Source organism: Chryseobacterium lathyri (assembly GCF_030812195.1).
In the GTDB taxonomy this organism is placed as follows: domain Bacteria; phylum Bacteroidota; class Bacteroidia; order Flavobacteriales; family Weeksellaceae; genus Chryseobacterium; species Chryseobacterium lathyri_A.
Map to the genome: position 1 here is coordinate 789,323 of NZ_JAUSSF010000002.1, position 18,792 is coordinate 808,114.

The window sequence follows — 18,792 nt, forward strand, 5'->3', positions numbered from 1 at the left end:
GATACCGTTTGTTTTGAGTTAAGCGATATCATTAATTTCTGCTACACTCTGTTTTTTGCCCATTCCTTCTTCATCATAGATCTGGATTCTTGAGCTTATATTTAAAATAATTCCAAGCTGGAGATAGGTTACCAGCATGGAGGTTCCTCCATAACTTATCAGTGGCAACGGCTGCCCTGTTACCGGGATCAGGTTAACCGCCACAGCAATATTTACAGAAAGCTGTATGAAGATCATCACCCCGAGACTGAGCACGAGCAGTGACCCAAAAAACGCGGGCATTTTGCTGGCAATCATCACAATCCTGATCATCATAATAAGATAAAGACATATCAGGAAGGCGGCGCCGATCAGTCCGTATTCTTCTACGATCACAGCAAAAATAAAATCGGAAGCAGACTGGGGTAGCATTTGTTTCAATGCGCTTTTTCCGGGTCCCATTCCGGTAATTCCACCATGGACAATAGCAGCTTTAGCCTGCATTACCTGGTAGTTTTTAGCTTTTACGCTTTCATCATCTACATCGGCCGTTTTTGCTTTGCTGGATGTAAATGTTTCGATACGGCTCATCCATGTATGCACACGGTTTCCACCGATGAGGTTGGTATTTAATGCAATAATCAGAAACAGGACAATAGCTACAAATGAGGAAGAGATGAAACCTGCAATATATTTCCAGTGAAGCTGCCCTATGATTAGAACGATTACAGAAACCATCAGGATCATCAATGCCGTAGAACCGTTGTCTTTTGCTACCAGCACAAATACCAGCAGGATTGGCCCGAAGATGTACATAATGTTCTCTATAGGAAGTCTTTCCCGTGTTATTTTTTTGGTCAGATATCTGCAGAGATATATAACGAGCATTAAAAATGCAAATGAGGATGGCTGGAATGAGATGGGTGTTCCCGGGATTTTCAGCCATCTTGAAGCACTGGCTCCGTCAATGGTTTGACCTGTAAACATGGTGATAACGAGCAGTACAATCATTAAACCGAGCAGAATACTGCTGAGCTTCCCGATATACTCATATTTTACCATTCCCACGACTCTCATAATCACAAGACCTAAGACCACAAAGAACATATGCTTGATAACGTGACCTGTAGTAGTCCCATTATTAACGATATATTCCAGATTTGAACTTGCAGAGTATACCGGGAAAATAGAGAAAATAGAGATCACAAGGATGACCATCCAAAGTACTTTATCGCCCTTTAGAAATTCAATTCTGCTTTCTGTGTTCTGTTCGTCCATATTTTTTGTATTCATGTATTGATGTAAAATGTATTCATGATTTTGCAGTAAGCTTTGATCATTAATACGTAAATACATTCCTACTTTTTACATTTACTTTAATACCTGCTCTTTAAACTGTTTTCCTCTGTCTTCATAGCTTTTGAACAGGTCAAAACTTGCGCAGCACGGGGAAAGCAGAACGGTATCTCCGCTCTTTGCCAGGGATTTTGATATTTTCACTGCTTCTTCCATGCTTGAAGTATCATAGATGAATTCTTTTTTGTCTTTAAAGAATTCTATAATCTTCGTATTGTCTATTCCTAAGCAGACAATTGCTTTTACTTTTCTTTTAACGAGATCTTCAATTTCTGAGTAGTCATTTCCTTTATCTAATCCTCCCACGATCCAGACTGTTGGGGTTTTCATGCTTTCTAAAGCATAATAGGTAGCGTTTACATTCGTTGCCTTACTGTCATTGATGTATTTTACTCCGTTGGTTTCTGTCACGAATTCAAGCCTGTGCTCTACCGCCTGGAAGGTCATTAATGAATTTCTGATGCTCTCATTGTTGATTTTCAATATTTTACCAGCAATAGAGGCAGCCAGGCTATTGGCTACATTATGATTTCCAAGAAGAGAGAGCTTATCGATATTCATGGAAAACTCGTCCTCCATTTTTACCACGATCTGGTCGTCCTCAATGAAACCACCCTCAGACAGTTTTTCTTTTATAGAGAAAGGGATCATTTTCGCTTTTATTTCCAGCTTCTCAAGGATGTTTTTACTCATTTCATCATCCTTGTTATAGATGAAGAAATTGTCATTTTCCTGGTTTTCTGCAATTCTGAATTTAGCTAAAGCATATTCTTCATAATTGTAGTTGTATTGATCCAGATGATCCTGAGAAAGGTTCAGCAATAAGGAGATATACGGCCTGAAGTTCTGAATGTCATCCAGCTGGAAAGAGCTTACTTCCAGAACATAATATTCATGATCTTCATCGGCCACCTGTTTTGCAAAGCTGTATCCTATGTTTCCTCCCAGTCCTACATTCAGTCCGTCATTTTTCAGGATATAATAGATCAGTGAAGTTGTTGTTGTTTTTCCGTTGCTTCCTGTAATAGCAATGATCTTTGCATCAGTAAATTCTGAGGCAAATTCAATTTCAGAGGAAAGTCTTATTCCTTTCTCATGAATTTTATGAACGATCTCTGCCTTTTTGGGAATTCCCGGGCTTTTTACGATCCAGTCTGCATTTAAAATCCTTTCTTCGTTGTGGTTTCCTTCTTCAAATTCAATTTCATTGTCGGCTAAAAACTGCTTATAGTTATCCTTAATAGCGCCTTTGTCTGAAAGAAAAACCTCCAGACCCTGTTTTTTCGCTAAATAAGCAGCTCCGCATCCGCTCTCTCCACCTCCTAAAACAACTATTTTCATATTTATTCTTTTGTAAAATGTAAAATGTATTAATGTAATTTGGTTTTATTTTTAATACTCTTACTTTAAAATTTATCTCATTTTTAATGTGATCAGGCATACAATAGCCAGCACTACACCGATGATGATCATTCTGTTTACGATCTTACTCTCATGGAAACCTCCTTTCTGATAATGGTGGTGCAATGGTGACATTCTAAAAAATCTATTGTTTTGGGCGTATTCCAACCCGTATTTTCTTTTTCTGTATTTGAAAACAATGACCTGCAGCATGACAGATACGTTTTCAATCAGGAAGATCCCGCATAAAACCGGAATCAGGAGTTCTTTTCTTAAAATGATCGCTAAAACAGCAATCACCCCACCAAGCATCAAACTGCCGGTGTCACCCATGAATACTTGGGCAGGATAGGTGTTGTACCAGAAGAAACCAATTACCGCACCCACCATGGCTACCGCGAAAATCGTGGTTTCACCCATATTGGGGAGGAACATGATATTGAGATAGTCTGCAAAAATAATATTCCCGGAAAGATAGGCGAACAGCGCCAGGGTAAGCAGTATGATGGCACTGGTTCCTGCTGCAAGCCCGTCAATTCCATCCGTAATATTGGCTCCGTTTGACACGGCAGTCACGATAAAAATAACAATTGGGATAAAGACAATCCATGCCCACTCATGGGCATCTTTATCATTCATCCAAAACAAAATTCCACTGTAATCAAATTCATTGTTCTTAGCAAACGGAACAGTAGAAACAGTGATCTTTTCTGTAGGCATAAAGTTCTGCTCTACATTGTTTCGGTTCACGACCTTTGCATCTGCATACTTTCTTTTAACGGTGATATCCGGATGGAAATACATTGTAATTCCGACAATTAGCCCTAATCCAACCTGGCCCACAATTTTGAATTTTCCGCTCAGACCGTCTTTATTTTTCTTGATCTTTTTTAAATAATCATCTACGAAACCTATGGCTCCCATCCATAACATAGAAACAAGCAGCAGAACTATATAGACATTGGTGATCCTGGTAAAGAGCAGCACAGGAATAATCGTTGCAATAATAATGATCAGTCCTCCCATGGTAGGAGTTCCTTCTTTCTGCTTTTGTCCGTCCAGTCCAAGATCACGCACCAACTCGCCCATCTGTTTTGACCTCAGATAGTTAATGATCCTCTTTCCGTAGACCAAGGCAATGATGAGAGAAAACAGTACGGCGATACCTGCACGGAAAGAAATGTATTTCAGCATTCCCAATCCCGGTATGTGGATTCCCTGACTGGTTAGATATTCGTATAGATAGTATAGCATGTTCTTTTTTAATTTAAAAATTTAATTTATTTAAAGATTTAAAGATGGGGTTTCTCCATATTCTCACTTAAATACTTAATAAAGTTGGAAATATTAGAAGAAACTTCTCGTGAAAGATTAGTGATTTCTTCAGCCTTATTTTCATCTCCTAATTTTAATCTTTTACTTACGATCATCATACTTCTAACTTCGGCACAACTGCCTTTTGCAATTTTTAAATATTTAATAAATTGTCTGTTATTATTATATTCTGAGCCTTCTGCAATATTGTTGGATATTGAAAATCCGGCTCTTTTTATTTGGTTACTGAATTCAAATTCTCTTTCTAAATTTTCACTTCTAAGAAATTGATAAACTTTCAATTAATTTCAGCTTATTTACTCATTAACTTCCAAAGTTCGCTGATCGTTTCTTTGTCGTCAAAATGATGTTTTACACCATTAATTTCCTGGTAGTTTTCGTGGCCTTTTCCGGCTACTAAAACAATATCTTTCGGTTCTGCAAACCTTATTGCCATTTTTATGGCTTCTTTTCTGTCCGGAATTGAAGTGTATTTGCTGAAGTTTTGGGATTCAACACCGGCTTCAATTTCTTTGATGATCTGGGCAGGATCTTCTGTTCTCGGATTGTCTGAAGTGATAATTGCCAGCGTTGATTTTCTGGTGGCAATATTTCCCATTTCAGGCCTTTTGGAGTGATCCCTGTCGCCTCCACATCCGAATACGGTGATCAGCCTTTCATTTTTCGTTCTGATATCGTTGATGCTGTCCAGAATGTTTTCTAAAGCATCCGGTGTGTGTGCATAATCTACGATGAAGAAAATCCCACCATCTGATTTGAACGTTTCAAATCTCCCTGACACTCTTTTGAGCTTACTGATCGCCTGCAAAATTTCATCCTGTTCAAAACCAAGTTCGGAAGCAATTCCGAAAACCAGCAGAAGATTATAAATATTGAATTTTCCCGTCAGTGTGGTCCAGAATTCTTTTCCGTTGAAGTTCAGCAACATGCCGTTGAAATCAATTTCTAAAGATTTCCCATGGTAGTCCGCCATGGTTTTCAGGGCATAAGATTTTTTCTGTGCCTTTGTGTTCTGAAGCATTACCATGCCGTTTTTGTCATCTACATTCGTGATGGCTACGGCCGTATCTTCGAGTTCGTCAAAAAATCTTTTCTTTATTTTAAGATATTCGTCGAATGTTTTATGATAATCCAAATGGTCATGGGTAAGGTTGGTAAAGCCTGCCACTTTAAAATGTAAGCCTTCAATTCTGTTTTGGGCAATTCCGTGAGAGCTTACCTCCATGAAGGCAAATTCACAGCCTTCCTCAACAGCCTGGGCTAATATTCTATTAATGGTAATAACATCCGGAGTCGTGTGTGTTGCCGGGATAATTTTTTCCCCGATTCTGATCTCTACGGTAGAAAGCAGGGCAGAATCATAGCCTAAGTTTTTGAATACATCAAAAAGAAGAGTGGACACAGATGTTTTTCCATTGGTTCCGGTAACTCCGATTAGCTTTAGTTTCTGTGATGGGTTTCCATAAAAGTTGGAAGCCAGATGTCCCAGTGCTTTAGATGAATCTTTCACCTTAATGTAGGTTACGTCTTCATCCATTGTTTCCGGAAATTTTTCACATACAACTGCTTTTGCACCTTTTTCAACAGATGATGCAATGTATGAATGTCCGTCTGCAACGGTGCCTCTCACTGCAATATAGAGTGAGCCTTCCGTAACCTTTCTGCTATCGAAAACCAATTCTGAAACCTCCCTTGCGTCGTCGCCGTGAATTTCTGAAACTGGGATCCTTTTTAATAATTCTGTTATTATCATTTTATATCTGACAGGAATTTTTCCTGTCTTTTATTATTGTCCTTTTAGGACTTGGTTCTGTTATTTTAATTCTGCAGAGACAAATAAATTCTCTGGTTTTTGCTGATTATGGTGCCTTCCAGCGGGAACTGTTCTTTAATTCGTCCAACTCCTTTATAATCCACTCTGTATCCTAAATTTTCCAGTTGTGGAATGATGTTTTTGCCTATCAGTCCAACTACGCTTGGCATTTGTTTGTTGTTTACGGCTATTTTTACATTAGGTTCAACCATTTTATTCAGGTTTACCTTTCTGTCTACAAGCATTTCTTTTTCAATATTCTGAGGTGTCTTCAGGAATGTTTTTCCTGCAATTTCTTTAAATACTGGTGCTGAAACGGCACCTCCGTAAAAGCCTATTGCCGTATTAGGCTCACTGATCATCACATAACATGTATATTTTGGATTATCAGCGGGATAAAAGCCGGCAAAAGAAGCTCTGTACTTCATGGGGCCAGGAAGCCAGTATTCAAATCTTGCGGTTCCTGTTTTTCCTGCCATTTTCAGGTTCGGGGTGAAGATGCTTCGTCCTGTTCCCTTTTCTACAGCTTTCGTCAATGCACTGGTCATCATTTTGATCGCTTTTTCTGATGCCATTTTGTTGACCATTACTTCAGGTTTTGCGCTGTACACTACTTTTCCTTCTTTCATGATTTTATCGATGAATAGAGGCTTAAGCATTTTACCGCCGTTAGCAACCCCGTTATAGAAGGTTGTTAGCTGTAACAGGTTGATATTTGATGAGTATCCATAAGAAATAGAAGCCAGTGTTGCTGCATTCCATCTCTTGTGTTCAGGAGTCAGAATCTTTGGTTTTGTGATTCCTGGAAGCTCAATGTCCATTTTATCGAACAATTTCCATCTTTTCAGGTGATCAAGGAAGATTTGTGGTTTTTCTGCATAATATTTTGTAATTAATTTTGCAGTCCCCACATTGCTTGATTTTGCTAAAACATCACTGATGTCGTAAGTTCCTCCACCGTGGCCGTCAGAAATTCTCTGCTTTGCGTAGGTCCAAACTCCGTTACCAACATCTACTGTTGTATTTTCATCAATGAAACCATCATCCATCGCTGCCAACAGAGAAATGGTCTTAAAAGTAGAGCCAGGCTCGATATTATCTTTTAAGGCATAGTTGTAGGAATCTTCGTATTCTCCAGACTCTGTTCTTCTCAGGTTCACGAGAGCACGTACCTTTCCGGTTTGTGTTTCCATAACAATCACTGTTCCGTGTTTAGCTTCATAAGTGATCAGTTGCTTCTGTAAAGCAGAGTGTGCAATGTCCTGAATTCTAAGGTCTAAGGTGGTGTAAACATCTTCACCATCTACGGGTTCTTTTACTTTCCAGTAATCAATTGGCTTCCATTGTGATGAATTGATTCTTTGCTCTAATCTTTTTCCGTCGGTTCCTGTAAGGTATTTTGAAAAAGCACCTTCCAGTCCGGCTTTCACTTCTCCATTATCCATACCAATAGTTCCGGACCCTATCTCTGAAGTGGCAAGCTCACGCTTATAATTTCTGTCTACGATAAAGCCTCCTTTATTTTTACCTTTTTTAAAGATCGGAAAGTTTCTGATCCTGTCGTATTGGTCAAAATCAAGGCCCTTAACTAGTGTATAGTACTGGTTTTTCTTCTTTTTCTGTTCGTCAAACTTCTTTCTGAATTCTCCTCTGGGCTTTCCGAACATTTTGCTTAAAGAATCCGTTAACGCACCAATATTGTTGCTATAGATCGTATCTTTCATGGTTTTGAAATCAAGATAGATGTCATAGCGCATCACGGTGGTAGCCAGAATAGATCCGTCCGAAGCAAAGAGGTTTCCGCGGGCAGCCTTGAGAGTGGCTTCGCGATAGTTTTTATTAATGTAATCGTCTTTAATTTCCTGAACATTAGTGTTTTGCAAGATTACAATCCTTGCAAGAAACATCACAAATACGCACAGAACTCCCACAGCGAAGAGGTAGCCCCACCTTAACGTTTTTTTACGTTTGTTATCGTATTCATTTTGTTTTTGCATCTGTACTGTCCAGTTTTATTAGCAGTTTATGAGGATGGTTTTCCAAAGTCATCAATGAATCTTTTGCTACTTCCTTCCCCAGTTGGGATTCCATTTTTACTTTGATCAGCTTACTCTGAGCGTAAGCGTTTCTCGATTTATATTCTTCTGTTTCTTCTTTTAATGCATTGACGATTTTGATCTTCTTGTTGACGAGGTGATTGCTATAAATCATCGCCATCATGAGAACGAACAACAGTAAAAAATACTTGTAATGAGTTTTGATCTCATCACGGTTCAGAAAATTTCCTTTTATAATATCTATAAAAGTGAGTTTTTTCTGAGGGCGGTTTGTTGTTCTTTTTGCCAAAATCTTTTTATCTCAATTTGCTTTGCAGTGAATTCACTTTGTTTGTCAATGGTCAATTTTATGAAATTCAAATTCATAATCGCTCATTCACCTTACACCTTAATTCCGGTTCTCATTTTTGCGCTTCTTGCTCTTGAGTTTTCCTCAATCTCCTTATCATCGGGAATGATCGCTTTACTCTTTAGCAATTCAAAGACCTTTTTATAGTTTCCGTAGATATCTCTCTGCTGTTCTCCTTCAAACATTCCATTTTTCAGGAATCTTTTTACCAGACGGTCTTCTAATGAATGGTAAGAAATCACAACAAGTCTTCCTCCGGGTTTTAAAATGTTCAGAGACTGAACAAGCATTTCTTTTAGCGCCTCAAGTTCCTGGTTAACTTCTATTCTTATTGCCTGGAAAAGCTGAGCATAGAACTTATTCACCTTATGGGGCGGGAGGTAGCTGAAAAGCTTTTTCAGATCTTCGGTCGTTGTAATGGTTTTTGTTTTTCTGTGATGAACAATATCTCTTGCCAGCTTTCTTGCTTCTCTCAATTCGCCGTAGTGATAAAAAATATCGGCAAGTTCTGTCTCCTCATATTCATTGATCACCCTTTTGGCGTCAAGATTCTGCATAACGTTCATTCTCATATCCAGAGGGGCATTGTTTCTTGTAGAAAAACCTCTTTCCGCCTCATCAAACTGATGGGATGAAACACCGAGGTCTGCCAATACTCCGTCTACCTGGGAAACACCATACATCAGCATGGAGTTTTCCAAAAACCTGAAATTCTGATTCACCAGCGTAAATCTGGGATCATCAATTGTATTTTTAAGAGCATCTAAATCCTGGTCGAAGCTGAAGAGTTTTCCCTTTTCTGAAAGTCTGTTCAAAATCTCTCTTGAGTGGCCTCCTCCTCCAAAAGTGCAGTCCACGTATATTCCGTCAGGATTCGTCACCAAATCATCAACACTCTGCTTCAATAAAACGGGGTTGTGGTACATACTTAATTGTGTTTTTCCCTTGCTTCTTATAACAAGTGTGGTTTATTCTTCATCGAAAGAGCCCATTACATCTTCGGCCAGGCTCGCAAAATCGGCTTCATTGGTAGAGATCACCTTTTCATAGGCTTCTTTATCCCAAATTTCAAAAAGCTCTCCTGCGCTGGTAATTACTGTATCTTTCTGAAGGTTTGCAAAATGAACCAGATCTTTTGAGATCTGAAGTCTTCCTGCATTGTCCAGCTCTACCGTTTTTACCCCTGCCGTAAACATTCGAATGAAATCAGCATTCTTTTTAATGAATCTGTTTAGCTTATTAATTTTGCCCATTAGCTTGTCCCATGCATTCATGGGATAAACTTCTAGGCACGGCTGGAACACAGATCGTTTGACTACAAACGCCTTATCGTCGAAGTTTTCCATCTGTTTGATCAGGGAGGAGGGAACTTTTAACCGGCCTTTGTCGTCAATTTTACACTCATATGTTCCAATGAAACTTTTCATTTGGGACAAATTTATATAATAATTTCCAAAATTTCCCACTTTTTCCCACTTTTTGACTTAATGTTAATAAGTTTTATTAAAGATTCAATTTGAAAGAGATAAGTGGTTGATATATCGTTCGTTGTAAAAGTTGTTATTTGAGCCATAATAAAGGGGTTCTGAAAAAAATAAAGAAAAAGGAGGATATTATATTATTTTTACTTTAAATTAGGGTAATCAAAATTTTTTTGAGGTTTAATTTGTATTTTTGCAGAGCTTTATTAAGGCATTTTATGATATTTAGTACAAAAAAAGAAAAGAAATATACTTTTGTAGAGGCGGGAGAGGGACATCCATTGGTGCTGTTGCACGGTTTAATGGGTGGTTTGAGTAATTTCGATAAGATGGTAGATTTTTTTTCTGAAAAGGGATTCAAGGTATATGTTCCCCAGTTACCTATCTACGATCTGCCGGTACTCAATACTAATCTTACTACTCTTGCCAAATATATTATCAAGTTTATAGAAAGTCATATTTCCGAACCTGTTACGATTGTAGGAAACTCAATGGGAGGGCATGTAGGATTGATTATGACCCTGGCAAGACCGGATCTGGTAAAGAATCTTGTATTGACAGGAAGTTCCGGATTGTACGAAAGAACTTTCGGGGACAGTTTCCCAAGAAAAAACGACCGTTCCTATATAAGGAAAAAAACGGAAGAGGTTTTCTATGACCCGGCTATTGCCACAGAAGATCTTGTAGACGAGGTTTTTTCTGTAGTAAATGACAGAATGAAAGGAATTAAAACGGTAATGCTTGCTAGAAGTGCTATCAAACACAATATGCTGAACGACCTTCCTAAGATTCTGACTCCAACATGTCTGATCTGGGGAAGACAGGATAATGTAACGCCTCCTGAAGTGGCTGAAGATATGCATAAGTTTATCCCAAATTCAGATCTGTTCTGGATCGAGGAATGCGGACATGCAGCGATGATGGAGAAGCCGGACGAATTCAATGAAATTCTCTACAGCTGGTTAAAAGACAAAGTTTAAAACAAATAAAAATAAACCATTAAGAGCTTTTCTTAATGGTTTATTTTTCTAAAAAATATTCAAAAAATGGTTATTAAAACAGCAAATTTTGTAAAGAGTAGCGGAAAATGGCAGGAATGCCCTGAACCTACGATGCCTGAGTATGCTTTTATCGGAAGGTCTAATGTTGGAAAATCTTCATTAATCAATGCAATAATGAATCATAAGGATTTGGCAAAGACTTCCGGAACTCCAGGGAAAACCCAGCTGATCAATCATTTTTTAGTGAATGAAGATTGGTATCTGACGGATTTGCCAGGCTATGGCTATGCAAAAGTTTCAAAATCTATAAGAAAGGATTTTGAGAAGCTGATCACCAACTATATCTTAAATAGAAGAAATCTGGTGAATCTTTTTGTTCTGGTAGATTCAAGACATACTCCGCAAAAGATTGATCTGGAATTTATCCAGTGGTGTGGGGAAAGCGGGGTTCCTTTTTCGATTGTCTTCACAAAAGTAGATAAGCTGAAACCTAATGTAGCCATACAAAATGTAGAAAACTATAAGAATGAACTGCATAAAACATGGGAAGATCTGCCTGAGCTGTATGTGACTTCCGCGGAAAAGAAAACCGGAGGGGACGAAATCCTGAATTTCATTCAGAAAACAAACGAATTTTTGAAAAATAATAATGTAAGTTTTGATGAGTAATATAATTTGGAGAATTAAAACCTTCGATGAATTTACAGTTCCTGAACTGTATGCGATCTTAAAAGCCCGTATTGATGTTTTTGTGATTGAACAGAACTGTCCTTATCCTGATTTGGATAATTATGACCAAAACGGAATTCATATTTGGGCTAAGGAAGAAGGGCAGATTCTTGCTTATTGCCGTGTATTTGATAAAGGAATCAAGTTTGATGAAACATCATTCGGCAGGGTTCTTACAACGGAACATGCTAGAGGGAAAAATCTGGGTCGACAGCTGATCAGGTATGCTGTAGAAACCATAGAAAACCGTTTCCATACTTCAGAGATCAAGATCTCAGCACAGGATTATCTACTAAGATTTTACTCAGAATTCGGATTTATAGATACCGGGAAAAAATACCTGGAAGACGATATTCCGCATACGGAAATGATAAGAAAATAAAAAAGCGAAGAGAGATCTTCGCTTTTTTGATATATGATGAGTGTTTTTTAATTTTTGCCTGTGATGGCTTTTACAATAATAGGTTCCAAATTAGATGGTAAATCAGCTGATTTTATCTGATATTTCTTGATTTTCATTTCTTTAAACCAATTTTCCCAGTATTCTTTGATAACGGCTTCTTCAAATGGGTTCCCTTTTTCAGGGTTAACCCCGAGCACGATGACTTCCAGGTTATTTAAGTTATCATTGGCTTTCACGAAACCAAAATTGTTTTTCTCAAAAGCTGTTTTAAAATTTGATGTTGTTAAATTGTTGGATTTAACAAGTTTTGAGGTTAAATAAGAAGTCTTTGTTTTTTCTGAAAACTTGGAATTTTCATGATACATGTATCCGTCTGTTAAGATAAATAAGATATTCCTGTGATCTTCTTTTATACAATAATCATTGACCTTATTTTTAAAAAATTCCCAAATATCAGATCCTACATAATTGCCGTCTTTAATGGCAGACTGATAGATGTTAGAAGGCAATGTGGCATATTTTTTTTCAACGGTATTGAAATAGGCTTTATTGGTGTTTTGGTCGAAAGAAATCTTAAGCTCTTTTGTAAAGTCATTGATTTTGGGATTGGAGGGTTCGGGATTAAAGAAGACCTGCATCTGATCATTATATGTAATGATTCTTTTTGTTTTGATATGATTCAGAAATCCTTTTTCGATCGCTTTAATGTATTCTATATCCCTCTGGAAATACTCCATTGTGGGGTTGGGATTTGTTTTGGGGTCGATCCGGTCGGATAAATCGATCAGAATGCTAACGTTGATATCGTTGGAATCAACTTTGTCACCTGGGGGATCTTCAGCTTTCTTACAACAGGAAACCAAAGATATAATGAGTAATAAATACAATATTTTTTTCATAGTAAATAGGTTATAATGCAGATAACTAGACTAAATTTTGATTGTCAGAGCTGGCTCCTACATCATCCAGATTGGTGCTGTAGGTATCGATACAGCTGTCGATCATGGTTTGCTTTTCTGTTTTTGAAACAGCTATTTTTTCACCAATATATGTGATCCAGCCCTGAACATATTCCGAAGCATAGAGTTTGTAATCTTTGGTCGGAATAATTACTCCGTCAATGATGTTTTGAAGCTCTTCAATCCTTCCGCGTGTTTTTATAATGAGCTCTTTAGTCGTTCCGATATTTGCGAGAACTTCTTCAATTTCTTTTTTAAGGACATTAATTTTTTCCAGCAGGAAAAGCACATTTTTCTGTCTGATTTCCTGTTCGTTTTTAATTTTATCTTTCTCTCTGTGTTCCTTCATTACAAAATCGAAAACCAGCCCCCAGATAATGTACACAATGAATCCTGCGAAAATGATTCCCCAAAACTGGTTTTTAGTGAAAGCGATGGTAAGATCGAATGGGGGAGATTCAAAGGTTTTGTTCAGCTCGTATAATTTAGACTCAATTTCGTATGCTAAAATAGCATCAAAGATGAAAGTGACAATGAATAAAAGCCCCAGTTTGAGATAGTTGAGCCTGGTTTTGTTTTCTCCAAACATATGGATCAAAAAACCCAGCCCTAAGAAGACAGATGGGATCAGGGTGACAAAGGCGCCTTCTATTACTCCTTCATTCCAGGCTTTGCTGAACGCCTGCGCATCTAACACACTTTGAATCACCGTACTTTTTGCATCAAAACTTTTAAAAAATGCCGAATAAGAAGTCGATATATAAAATGTAAGCAGGTACAAACTGATGGGAATAAGCAGAAGAGCACCGATCCAGAATTTAGTGGAAGCTCCTTTTGTAGCTTTTACATTATATTTTTCCGGATTTCTGGGTAAATCGCTGATTTCTGTTTTTAAGGTTTCAATTTTATTCTGATGATTCTCAATTTCAATATTCTTATTTTTTAACTGTTCTTCTTTGGTTTCCAGTGAAACGGTCAATGCTTTGATCTCTGTCTCTCGGTTTTTTTGTTCATTGACGTAAGCTTCTTTAAGTTTTTGCTGCTTTTCCACCATTTCTTTTTCCTCGTTCTGGAACTTTGAGTAGACGGCATCCAGGCAAATGAAAAGCGCTGTATGATTTCCGTTATTTCTGGAGCTGTCCCTATAGCCGGACTCATGATACGTTCGTTTTCTGCTTTCCTCGGGAGATTCTGTATTGGGATCAATTTCCTGTTCGGGAGATTCTTCTTTTGGAGCTTCAATGGGAATTGATTTTAATTTGAATAAATTTTTAATATTGGTCGTCATGATCAGTTAGTTTTTTAATTCGTATAAAATATCTGTTTTATTTTTTCCGGTTTTTACAGCGTTTATCAGATAATCGACAATCTCTTTTACGTTTTCTTCCAGAAATCCAAACATCAGAGCATATTTTTCCATTGCAGAATATTCGTTTGGAGAAACTACTCCATCTGCCCAGATCATTACTGTGAGATCATAGAGATAGTCTACTTTTTCTTCAATCGTCTGGGGAACGAGCGATTTAAAATTGATGGGATTTAAAAGGATCTCGTCCAGATTTTTAGGTGAAATGCCCCTTTCTTCAGCGCATTTATAAAGCATTTTCAGTTCCAGGGCACTGAAATCATTATCACAGATGGCCATCTGGTACAGTCTTAAAAAGTGTGCTTTAAGATTTTCAGTAATTTGAATATTTTCCATGGTTGGATTAGTTTTCTTTTGGTTTTTTAGGATTAATAATAATATCTCGGGCATGCGCCCTCGGTTGTGTAGGATACGTTGTAGCTTCTTCCGGATTTTCTATGATTTCTTCCTTTTTTTCTTCCGGTTTTTCAACAAAAGCAATGAGAAGAAAGAGGATTCCGGTTATGATATCCACAGGAATCCATACACTTTTTCTATAGAGATAAATTGGGAAGACAGGGTTGAAAAGGATAAGGATGAAGAGGAAGATCAGACTGAAATAATATTGCTTAAAACGGACTGCATTATACAAAACAAGTAAAGCTCCCATGGAAATAAGAATTCTCAAAATAGTATAATATTCTATAGGAAGTCTGAAAATAGCTACGAAACAGCAGATCGCACATAGGGTAAGAAAAGGTTTCATGGGATAAAATTTTAAAATCCGGTCTTGAGATTATATTTATAATTGAAATTATCTTCAGACATAAAAATGAAAATGAAAAAATCAATCAATGCAATGAATGCGGGAATGAATGTCCAACAGAATAGCAAATAAAATAATCCCAATTTATTTTGGCCTAAATAAAATCTATGAATGCCCAGTCCGCCTAAAAAGAAAGAGAGCATTGCGGCAGTAAATTTTGATTTCATATGGTTAAACTCTTGATAAAATTTCGTTCTTTTTACTTTCAAATTCTTCAACAGAAATGATTCCGCTATCCATTAATCCTTTCAGTTTTTGTAAAACAGCAAAAGGATCTTCAGCTTCTATAAGCTGTGTAACAGGCTGTGGAGTTTGAAAAGGTTGTGCTATTATTGGAGTGGCATTATTTACTGTGACTCCGCCTGCTGATGCTCTTCTGACCTCAAGGTCTTTTTCTCTCCTCACCCCTCTCATTTGTTCTTCAATTTCCTGGGCAAACTGATAAAGCTTTCTGGCCTGGGCTTTTGGAAGATAATCCATCATATTGGTGTAATTGCTTACGGTCTTCATTGTAAAAGTGGCGCCTAAAATTCCTTCTTTAATATGACAATCTGCAATATCTACCCAATTGTAGTCCTGGAAATCCATGGAGAGTCCAAAGTTTTTAGGTCTGCAGAAAATAATTCTTCTGTTGGTAAGCGCTATACAGTCCGGAGAAAAATTGATAGCAGGCTTTTTTTGAACTGCAATATATTCTACAAACTCCTGAGATGTTATAAGATCATTGATTCTCTCTAAAAGCTTTTCAACGGCTTTTGGGTCTTGTTCTTCGTTTAAAAATTTCTTTAAATTCATGATGTTTCGTTTTTAATTTATTTTACATCTTTGTAATATACATACCCAACTTTTCCGCTTTTTTTCACCTGTACCTTATACCATGAACCCTGTTTGGATAACTGTTTTAATTCTGTGTTTTTTGGAACAGCTTCCATTACTTTAGAGTTTAGGAATGGCTTTTCATAGATTTTGGTAACGGCAACCCCTGCAAAATATCGATTGTTGGTATTGATGTTGATTTCATCAATCCGGATTTTCGGAGCATTATAAGACCTGCTTTTTCTAGCGTAATGTAAATCTGATGATGCTTTAGATTTTTTTTTCTTTGAGGATGATTTCTTTCCATAAGAACCGCCACTGCATACGCCGCAGCTTCCCCCGGAAGAACAATGAGCGCAGCCTGTACAATTGGAACAGGCACTGCAAGATGCAGAACCGGTACATCTTCCGCCATGATGTGTGCTTTCGGAATCAGAAAGACTGAAAGAAACAGCCGTAAATGTACCAATGCATAGAATGAGTAGAGAAATGAACGTTTTCATGGATATTAGCTTTTGTTAGTAGTTTTCTAAAGTTTTATGGAGCTCCTGTTTGAAATTATATATTTCATCCAGATTATTGAGCAGTATTTTTTCTCCGGCTTCTTTACCATTATGAAAGATTTCCAAATATTTGTTGGCCGTATTAAAATGTAATCTGCAGATTGGCTTTCTGTTATTATCGTCCAATAAAATTCCGAAATAGGATAATGTATCTCTATAGGCAATTCTTACAGAAGGTATTTTTTCTCTTAAAATAGCTTTTATGATTTGAAATCCTTCCAGTTCTTCTTCGGTTGTTACAATTTTAGAATCGCTGTTTTCATCGATGGATTGGGGTGGTTTTACGCCTTCTTCCTGTTTTTCTATTTGCTCGTTGATACTTAATGCAGATTTAAGCCTGAAACTGATGGATTCATTAATAGAAGTAGTCAAGGCTTTCTTTGTATATTCCTTAAAAGACACCATTCTGTTGGCCGTCATTGGCTTCTCAAAAAACCTGCTGACTAATAATTTTACTAGTTCATCGGAAGGGTTTTCAATTTCTTTTTCAAACTCCTTTCTGATTGCTTTTATGTATTTTAAAGCTTCAGCAGAATCTAAAATACTTTCAAGATTGTAGTCTTTTTTGGTAAAACTTTCAAGGATTTTGATTGAACTGTCTTTTAAATCCTCAATATTGATAGTGAAAAAAGGCTTCTCATCCATAATATTAGGTTTCTCCAAATCTGTATAAAAGTTGTATACAATTCCATTGGTCAGCACGCCAAAACGTGTTTTTGAAACATGATAATACCGGTGCAGCTGAGAATTGTGTGCATCAGCATTTTCTTTCCAATGCTTACATTCTATAATAAAAATAGGCTTGTCATTGTGTTTGATCACATAATCTACCTTTTCTCCCTTTTTCGTTCCGATGTCGCAAATATGTTCCGGAATTACTTCCGTCGGATTAAAGATGTCGTACCCTAAAATCTGTATAAAGGGCATTACAAAGGCGTTTTTGGTGGCTTCCTCTGTGCTGATCTGCTCTTTTAGGCCGACTACTTTCTGGTGTAACTGTTCAAGTTTAATTTTGAGATCCATAGTGTTGCTTTTAAAGAGTTTCGTCAATGATTTCGGCAGTAGGTGCATTTTTTTTTACAGAAGAAATACCGGTTTCCATGGAAGATTTGGAACTGTAATATTGACTTTTACCAATGATTTCACCGTTTCTTGCTTTTAATACAAAATAATCTTTATTGTTCCTGGCAACTCTTCTGTCGTATCTTGAATCCTCCTGAGAATTGATCTTCACAGATTCAATACCTTTTAGACAAGATGCTTTTTGAACGTAGCCTTCGCTGATTAAAATAATTTCGCCATTTCCTGCTTTTAAGTTAAATTGATACTCGTTGTTGACTCTTTTTGTGATGACAAATTTTTCCATGATAATTACTTAGCTAGTGTGACATTCGTTTGAACATGTTTTACACCCATTTGTTTGAGCGTACGTTTTCTCTGATTCTTTTACGGCATCCTTACAAGAAGAATATTCTCCCAGATATTTTCTGTTAGCAGGACCCGGAAGATATCTGCAGTCTTCATGATGTACTTCATGATCTCCGTTGCTTTGCGCTTTTTTGTTTACGTAATACTTTTTCATAAAATTTATTTTAAATGTTTTAACACTCCAAAAGTAGAACGATTAAAAAACCAATCCTTACGGTTAACCGTAAAAGAAAAAACCTTTCAAATTTTGAAAGGTTTTTATACAAAATTTAAAAATAAGATTAAATAATTCCCAGATCTTTACAGAAAGCTATTAATTGTTCATTACTTGTAACTCCCAGTGCTTCTTTTAAACTGTTTAATTTTTTTTCCACACTGCTCAGGCTGTTAGGTGTGATATTATTATTCTGCAGATAAGTCGGAATATTTTTTTGCTGCACCCCCTGAGAAAGAAGAGAAACAAGTGTGGTGTCATATTTTGTAAACTCATAACTGTTGAGTTTTTTAACTTCTTGTTTAAGATCAAGAGATAGATAGTTTTCATTGACGTAAACGGATGCGATTGCTTTTTTCAGTTCTTTAGAATCGTTTCTGGCTTTGCGGACGTATCCATTAATCCTGAATTCGGTAAAAAGAGAATCTATAATTCCTGATTTACGCTCTCCGGAAAAGACAATGATTTTTAATAAAGGCTGTAATTTTCTGACCTCTTCAATCAGTTCTTTTCCATCTTTAATATTCTGAAAATGATGGTCTTCTTCATAAGAAAGATCAGTAATTAATAAGTCATAAGGATCGTTTTCTCGAATGGATTTTTTTATCTTCGCTAAAGCATCATCGCAATAATATACATAATCAACATTCGGAATGTTGAGTTCTTCTAATGTTTTTTGGACAGACAAACTACCCATCTCTTGATCTTCGGCTATTAAAATTTTTTTGAACATTTTT

At 37.0% G+C, this 18,792-nt stretch carries 23 protein-coding genes; 3 read left to right on the plus strand and 20 right to left on the minus strand.

The genetic code is table 11. The features are described from left to right. Positions 1 to 18: 18 nt before the first annotated feature. The 9 genes from J2T03_RS13825 to mraZ form a co-directional block, all read right to left on the minus strand. Positions 19 to 1,257 (minus strand): FtsW/RodA/SpoVE family cell cycle protein, encoded by a 1,239-nt coding sequence (locus J2T03_RS13825; RefSeq protein WP_306841191.1) that lies wholly within the window; start codon positions 1,255 to 1,257, stop codon positions 19 to 21. Between the two features lie 93 nt (positions 1,258 to 1,350). Next, positions 1,351 to 2,676 (minus strand): UDP-N-acetylmuramoyl-L-alanine--D-glutamate ligase, encoded by a 1,326-nt coding sequence (murD, locus tag J2T03_RS13830; protein ID WP_307211895.1) that lies wholly within the window; start codon positions 2,674 to 2,676, stop codon positions 1,351 to 1,353. A 72-nt stretch (positions 2,677 to 2,748) separates the two neighbouring features. Further along, positions 2,749 to 3,990, minus strand: a complete 1,242-nt coding sequence (gene mraY, locus J2T03_RS13835) for a phospho-N-acetylmuramoyl-pentapeptide-transferase (protein WP_306841195.1) — start codon at positions 3,988 to 3,990, stop codon at positions 2,749 to 2,751. A gap of 38 nt (positions 3,991 to 4,028) precedes the next feature. Then, a complete protein-coding gene (locus J2T03_RS13840) occupies positions 4,029 to 4,352 on the minus strand; it encodes a four helix bundle protein (RefSeq protein ID WP_307211898.1) in 324 nt (107 codons plus the stop codon). Between the two features lie 11 nt (positions 4,353 to 4,363). After that, the gene (locus J2T03_RS13845; protein WP_307211901.1) at positions 4,364 to 5,824 is read right to left on the minus strand and encodes a UDP-N-acetylmuramoyl-L-alanyl-D-glutamate--2,6-diaminopimelate ligase; all 1,461 of its coding nucleotides are present in this window, start codon (positions 5,822 to 5,824) and stop codon (positions 4,364 to 4,366) included. Between the two features lie 65 nt (positions 5,825 to 5,889). Next, positions 5,890 to 7,881 (minus strand): penicillin-binding transpeptidase domain-containing protein, encoded by a 1,992-nt coding sequence (locus tag J2T03_RS13850; RefSeq protein WP_306841198.1) that lies wholly within the window; start codon positions 7,879 to 7,881, stop codon positions 5,890 to 5,892. After that, positions 7,865 to 8,230 carry an FtsL-like putative cell division protein gene (locus J2T03_RS13855; RefSeq protein ID WP_040992842.1) on the minus strand — a complete coding sequence of 122 codons (366 nt, stop codon included), beginning with the start codon at positions 8,228 to 8,230 and terminating at the stop codon, positions 7,865 to 7,867. Before J2T03_RS13855 ends, J2T03_RS13850 begins: the two co-directional genes overlap by 17 nt. A gap of 92 nt (positions 8,231 to 8,322) precedes the next feature. Beyond that, positions 8,323 to 9,216, minus strand: coding sequence for a 16S rRNA (cytosine(1402)-N(4))-methyltransferase RsmH (rsmH, locus tag J2T03_RS13860; RefSeq protein WP_306841202.1), 894 nt, complete (start codon positions 9,214 to 9,216; stop codon positions 8,323 to 8,325). 42 nt (positions 9,217 to 9,258) lie between these two features. Beyond that, positions 9,259 to 9,717, minus strand: a complete 459-nt coding sequence (gene mraZ / locus J2T03_RS13865) for a division/cell wall cluster transcriptional repressor MraZ (protein ID WP_048501622.1) — start codon at positions 9,715 to 9,717, stop codon at positions 9,259 to 9,261. A 272-nt stretch (positions 9,718 to 9,989) separates the two neighbouring features. Between mraZ and J2T03_RS13870 the strand changes: the two genes are divergently transcribed. From J2T03_RS13870 to J2T03_RS13880, 3 genes are all read left to right on the plus strand, one after another. Next, the gene (locus J2T03_RS13870; protein ID WP_306841205.1) at positions 9,990 to 10,751 is read left to right on the plus strand and encodes an alpha/beta fold hydrolase; all 762 of its coding nucleotides are present in this window, start codon (positions 9,990 to 9,992) and stop codon (positions 10,749 to 10,751) included. Positions 10,752 to 10,817: 66 nt separating this feature from the next. Beyond that, a complete protein-coding gene (gene yihA / locus J2T03_RS13875) occupies positions 10,818 to 11,441 on the plus strand; it encodes a ribosome biogenesis GTP-binding protein YihA/YsxC (protein ID WP_306841206.1) in 624 nt (207 codons plus the stop codon). Continuing rightward, positions 11,434 to 11,883 (plus strand): GNAT family N-acetyltransferase, encoded by a 450-nt coding sequence (locus tag J2T03_RS13880; protein WP_307211904.1) that lies wholly within the window; start codon positions 11,434 to 11,436, stop codon positions 11,881 to 11,883. The genes yihA and J2T03_RS13880 overlap by 8 nt, the downstream gene beginning before the upstream one ends. Positions 11,884 to 11,930: 47 nt before the next feature. On the opposite strand, the gene J2T03_RS13885 is transcribed toward J2T03_RS13880, so the two are convergent. The 11 genes from J2T03_RS13885 to J2T03_RS13935 form a co-directional block, all read right to left on the minus strand. After that, on the minus strand, positions 11,931 to 12,803 hold the full coding sequence (locus J2T03_RS13885; RefSeq protein WP_307211909.1) for a hypothetical protein: 873 nt from the start codon (positions 12,801 to 12,803) through the stop codon (positions 11,931 to 11,933). 25 nt (positions 12,804 to 12,828) lie between these two features. Continuing rightward, complete coding sequence (locus J2T03_RS13890; protein ID WP_307211912.1) at positions 12,829 to 14,151, minus strand: coiled-coil domain-containing protein; 1,323 nt, start codon at positions 14,149 to 14,151, stop codon at positions 12,829 to 12,831. Between the two features lie 6 nt (positions 14,152 to 14,157). Continuing rightward, positions 14,158 to 14,565, minus strand: a complete 408-nt coding sequence (locus tag J2T03_RS13895; RefSeq protein ID WP_307211915.1) for a hypothetical protein — start codon at positions 14,563 to 14,565, stop codon at positions 14,158 to 14,160. Positions 14,566 to 14,572: 7 nt separating this feature from the next. Next, positions 14,573 to 14,974, minus strand: a complete 402-nt coding sequence (locus J2T03_RS13900) for a DUF6804 family protein (RefSeq protein ID WP_306841214.1) — start codon at positions 14,972 to 14,974, stop codon at positions 14,573 to 14,575. Positions 14,975 to 14,985: 11 nt separating this feature from the next. After that, positions 14,986 to 15,201, minus strand: a complete 216-nt coding sequence (locus J2T03_RS13905) for a TM2 domain-containing protein (RefSeq protein ID WP_306841216.1) — start codon at positions 15,199 to 15,201, stop codon at positions 14,986 to 14,988. Between the two features lie 4 nt (positions 15,202 to 15,205). Next, positions 15,206 to 15,829 carry a PH domain-containing protein gene (locus tag J2T03_RS13910; RefSeq protein ID WP_306841217.1) on the minus strand — a complete coding sequence of 208 codons (624 nt, stop codon included), beginning with the start codon at positions 15,827 to 15,829 and terminating at the stop codon, positions 15,206 to 15,208. Positions 15,830 to 15,846: 17 nt separating this feature from the next. Next, a complete protein-coding gene (locus J2T03_RS13915) occupies positions 15,847 to 16,353 on the minus strand; it encodes an SH3 domain-containing protein (RefSeq protein ID WP_307211918.1) in 507 nt (168 codons plus the stop codon). A gap of 15 nt (positions 16,354 to 16,368) precedes the next feature. After that, a complete protein-coding gene (locus tag J2T03_RS13920) occupies positions 16,369 to 17,436 on the minus strand; it encodes a type I restriction endonuclease (protein WP_306841220.1) in 1,068 nt (355 codons plus the stop codon). A gap of 10 nt (positions 17,437 to 17,446) precedes the next feature. After that, positions 17,447 to 17,779, minus strand: a complete 333-nt coding sequence (locus J2T03_RS13925; RefSeq protein WP_307211921.1) for a YegP family protein — start codon at positions 17,777 to 17,779, stop codon at positions 17,447 to 17,449. 9 nt (positions 17,780 to 17,788) lie between these two features. Beyond that, entirely contained in the window at positions 17,789 to 17,995 is a 207-nt protein-coding gene (locus J2T03_RS13930) for a hypothetical protein (protein WP_307211923.1), read from the minus strand. 127 nt (positions 17,996 to 18,122) lie between these two features. After that, positions 18,123 to 18,788: a response regulator gene (locus tag J2T03_RS13935; RefSeq protein WP_307211925.1), complete on the minus strand. Its 666-nt coding sequence runs from the start codon at positions 18,786 to 18,788 to the stop codon at positions 18,123 to 18,125. Between the last annotated feature and the right edge of the window lie 4 nt (positions 18,789 to 18,792).

Coding starts and splice junctions, on each gene's coding strand:
- J2T03_RS13825 (WP_306841191.1), bottom strand. CDS start 1,257: ATGGACGAACAGAACACAGAAAGCAGAATTGAATTTCTAAAGGGCGAT.
- murD (WP_307211895.1), bottom strand. CDS start 2,676: ATGAAAATAGTTGTTTTAGGAGGTGGAGAGAGCGGATGCGGAGCTGCT.
- mraY (WP_306841195.1), bottom strand. CDS start 3,990: ATGCTATACTATCTATACGAATATCTAACCAGTCAGGGAATCCACATA.
- J2T03_RS13845 (WP_307211901.1), bottom strand. CDS start 5,824: ATGATAATAACAGAATTATTAAAAAGGATCCCAGTTTCAGAAATTCAC.
- J2T03_RS13850 (WP_306841198.1), bottom strand. CDS start 7,881: ATGCAAAAACAAAATGAATACGATAACAAACGTAAAAAAACGTTAAGG.
- rsmH (WP_306841202.1), bottom strand. CDS start 9,216: ATGTACCACAACCCCGTTTTATTGAAGCAGAGTGTTGATGATTTGGTG.
- mraZ (WP_048501622.1), bottom strand. CDS start 9,717: ATGAAAAGTTTCATTGGAACATATGAGTGTAAAATTGACGACAAAGGC.
- J2T03_RS13870 (WP_306841205.1), top strand. CDS start 9,990: ATGATATTTAGTACAAAAAAAGAAAAGAAATATACTTTTGTAGAGGCG.
- yihA (WP_306841206.1), top strand. CDS start 10,818: ATGGTTATTAAAACAGCAAATTTTGTAAAGAGTAGCGGAAAATGGCAG.
- J2T03_RS13880 (WP_307211904.1), top strand. CDS start 11,434: ATGAGTAATATAATTTGGAGAATTAAAACCTTCGATGAATTTACAGTT.
- J2T03_RS13885 (WP_307211909.1), bottom strand. CDS start 12,803: ATGAAAAAAATATTGTATTTATTACTCATTATATCTTTGGTTTCCTGT.
- J2T03_RS13890 (WP_307211912.1), bottom strand. CDS start 14,151: ATGACGACCAATATTAAAAATTTATTCAAATTAAAATCAATTCCCATT.
- J2T03_RS13895 (WP_307211915.1), bottom strand. CDS start 14,565: ATGGAAAATATTCAAATTACTGAAAATCTTAAAGCACACTTTTTAAGA.
- J2T03_RS13900 (WP_306841214.1), bottom strand. CDS start 14,974: ATGAAACCTTTTCTTACCCTATGTGCGATCTGCTGTTTCGTAGCTATT.
- J2T03_RS13905 (WP_306841216.1), bottom strand. CDS start 15,201: ATGAAATCAAAATTTACTGCCGCAATGCTCTCTTTCTTTTTAGGCGGA.
- J2T03_RS13910 (WP_306841217.1), bottom strand. CDS start 15,829: ATGAATTTAAAGAAATTTTTAAACGAAGAACAAGACCCAAAAGCCGTT.
- J2T03_RS13915 (WP_307211918.1), bottom strand. CDS start 16,353: ATGAAAACGTTCATTTCTCTACTCATTCTATGCATTGGTACATTTACG.
- J2T03_RS13920 (WP_306841220.1), bottom strand. CDS start 17,436: ATGGATCTCAAAATTAAACTTGAACAGTTACACCAGAAAGTAGTCGGC.
- J2T03_RS13925 (WP_307211921.1), bottom strand. CDS start 17,779: ATGGAAAAATTTGTCATCACAAAAAGAGTCAACAACGAGTATCAATTT.
- J2T03_RS13930 (WP_307211923.1), bottom strand. CDS start 17,995: ATGAAAAAGTATTACGTAAACAAAAAAGCGCAAAGCAACGGAGATCAT.
- J2T03_RS13935 (WP_307211925.1), bottom strand. CDS start 18,788: ATGTTCAAAAAAATTTTAATAGCCGAAGATCAAGAGATGGGTAGTTTG.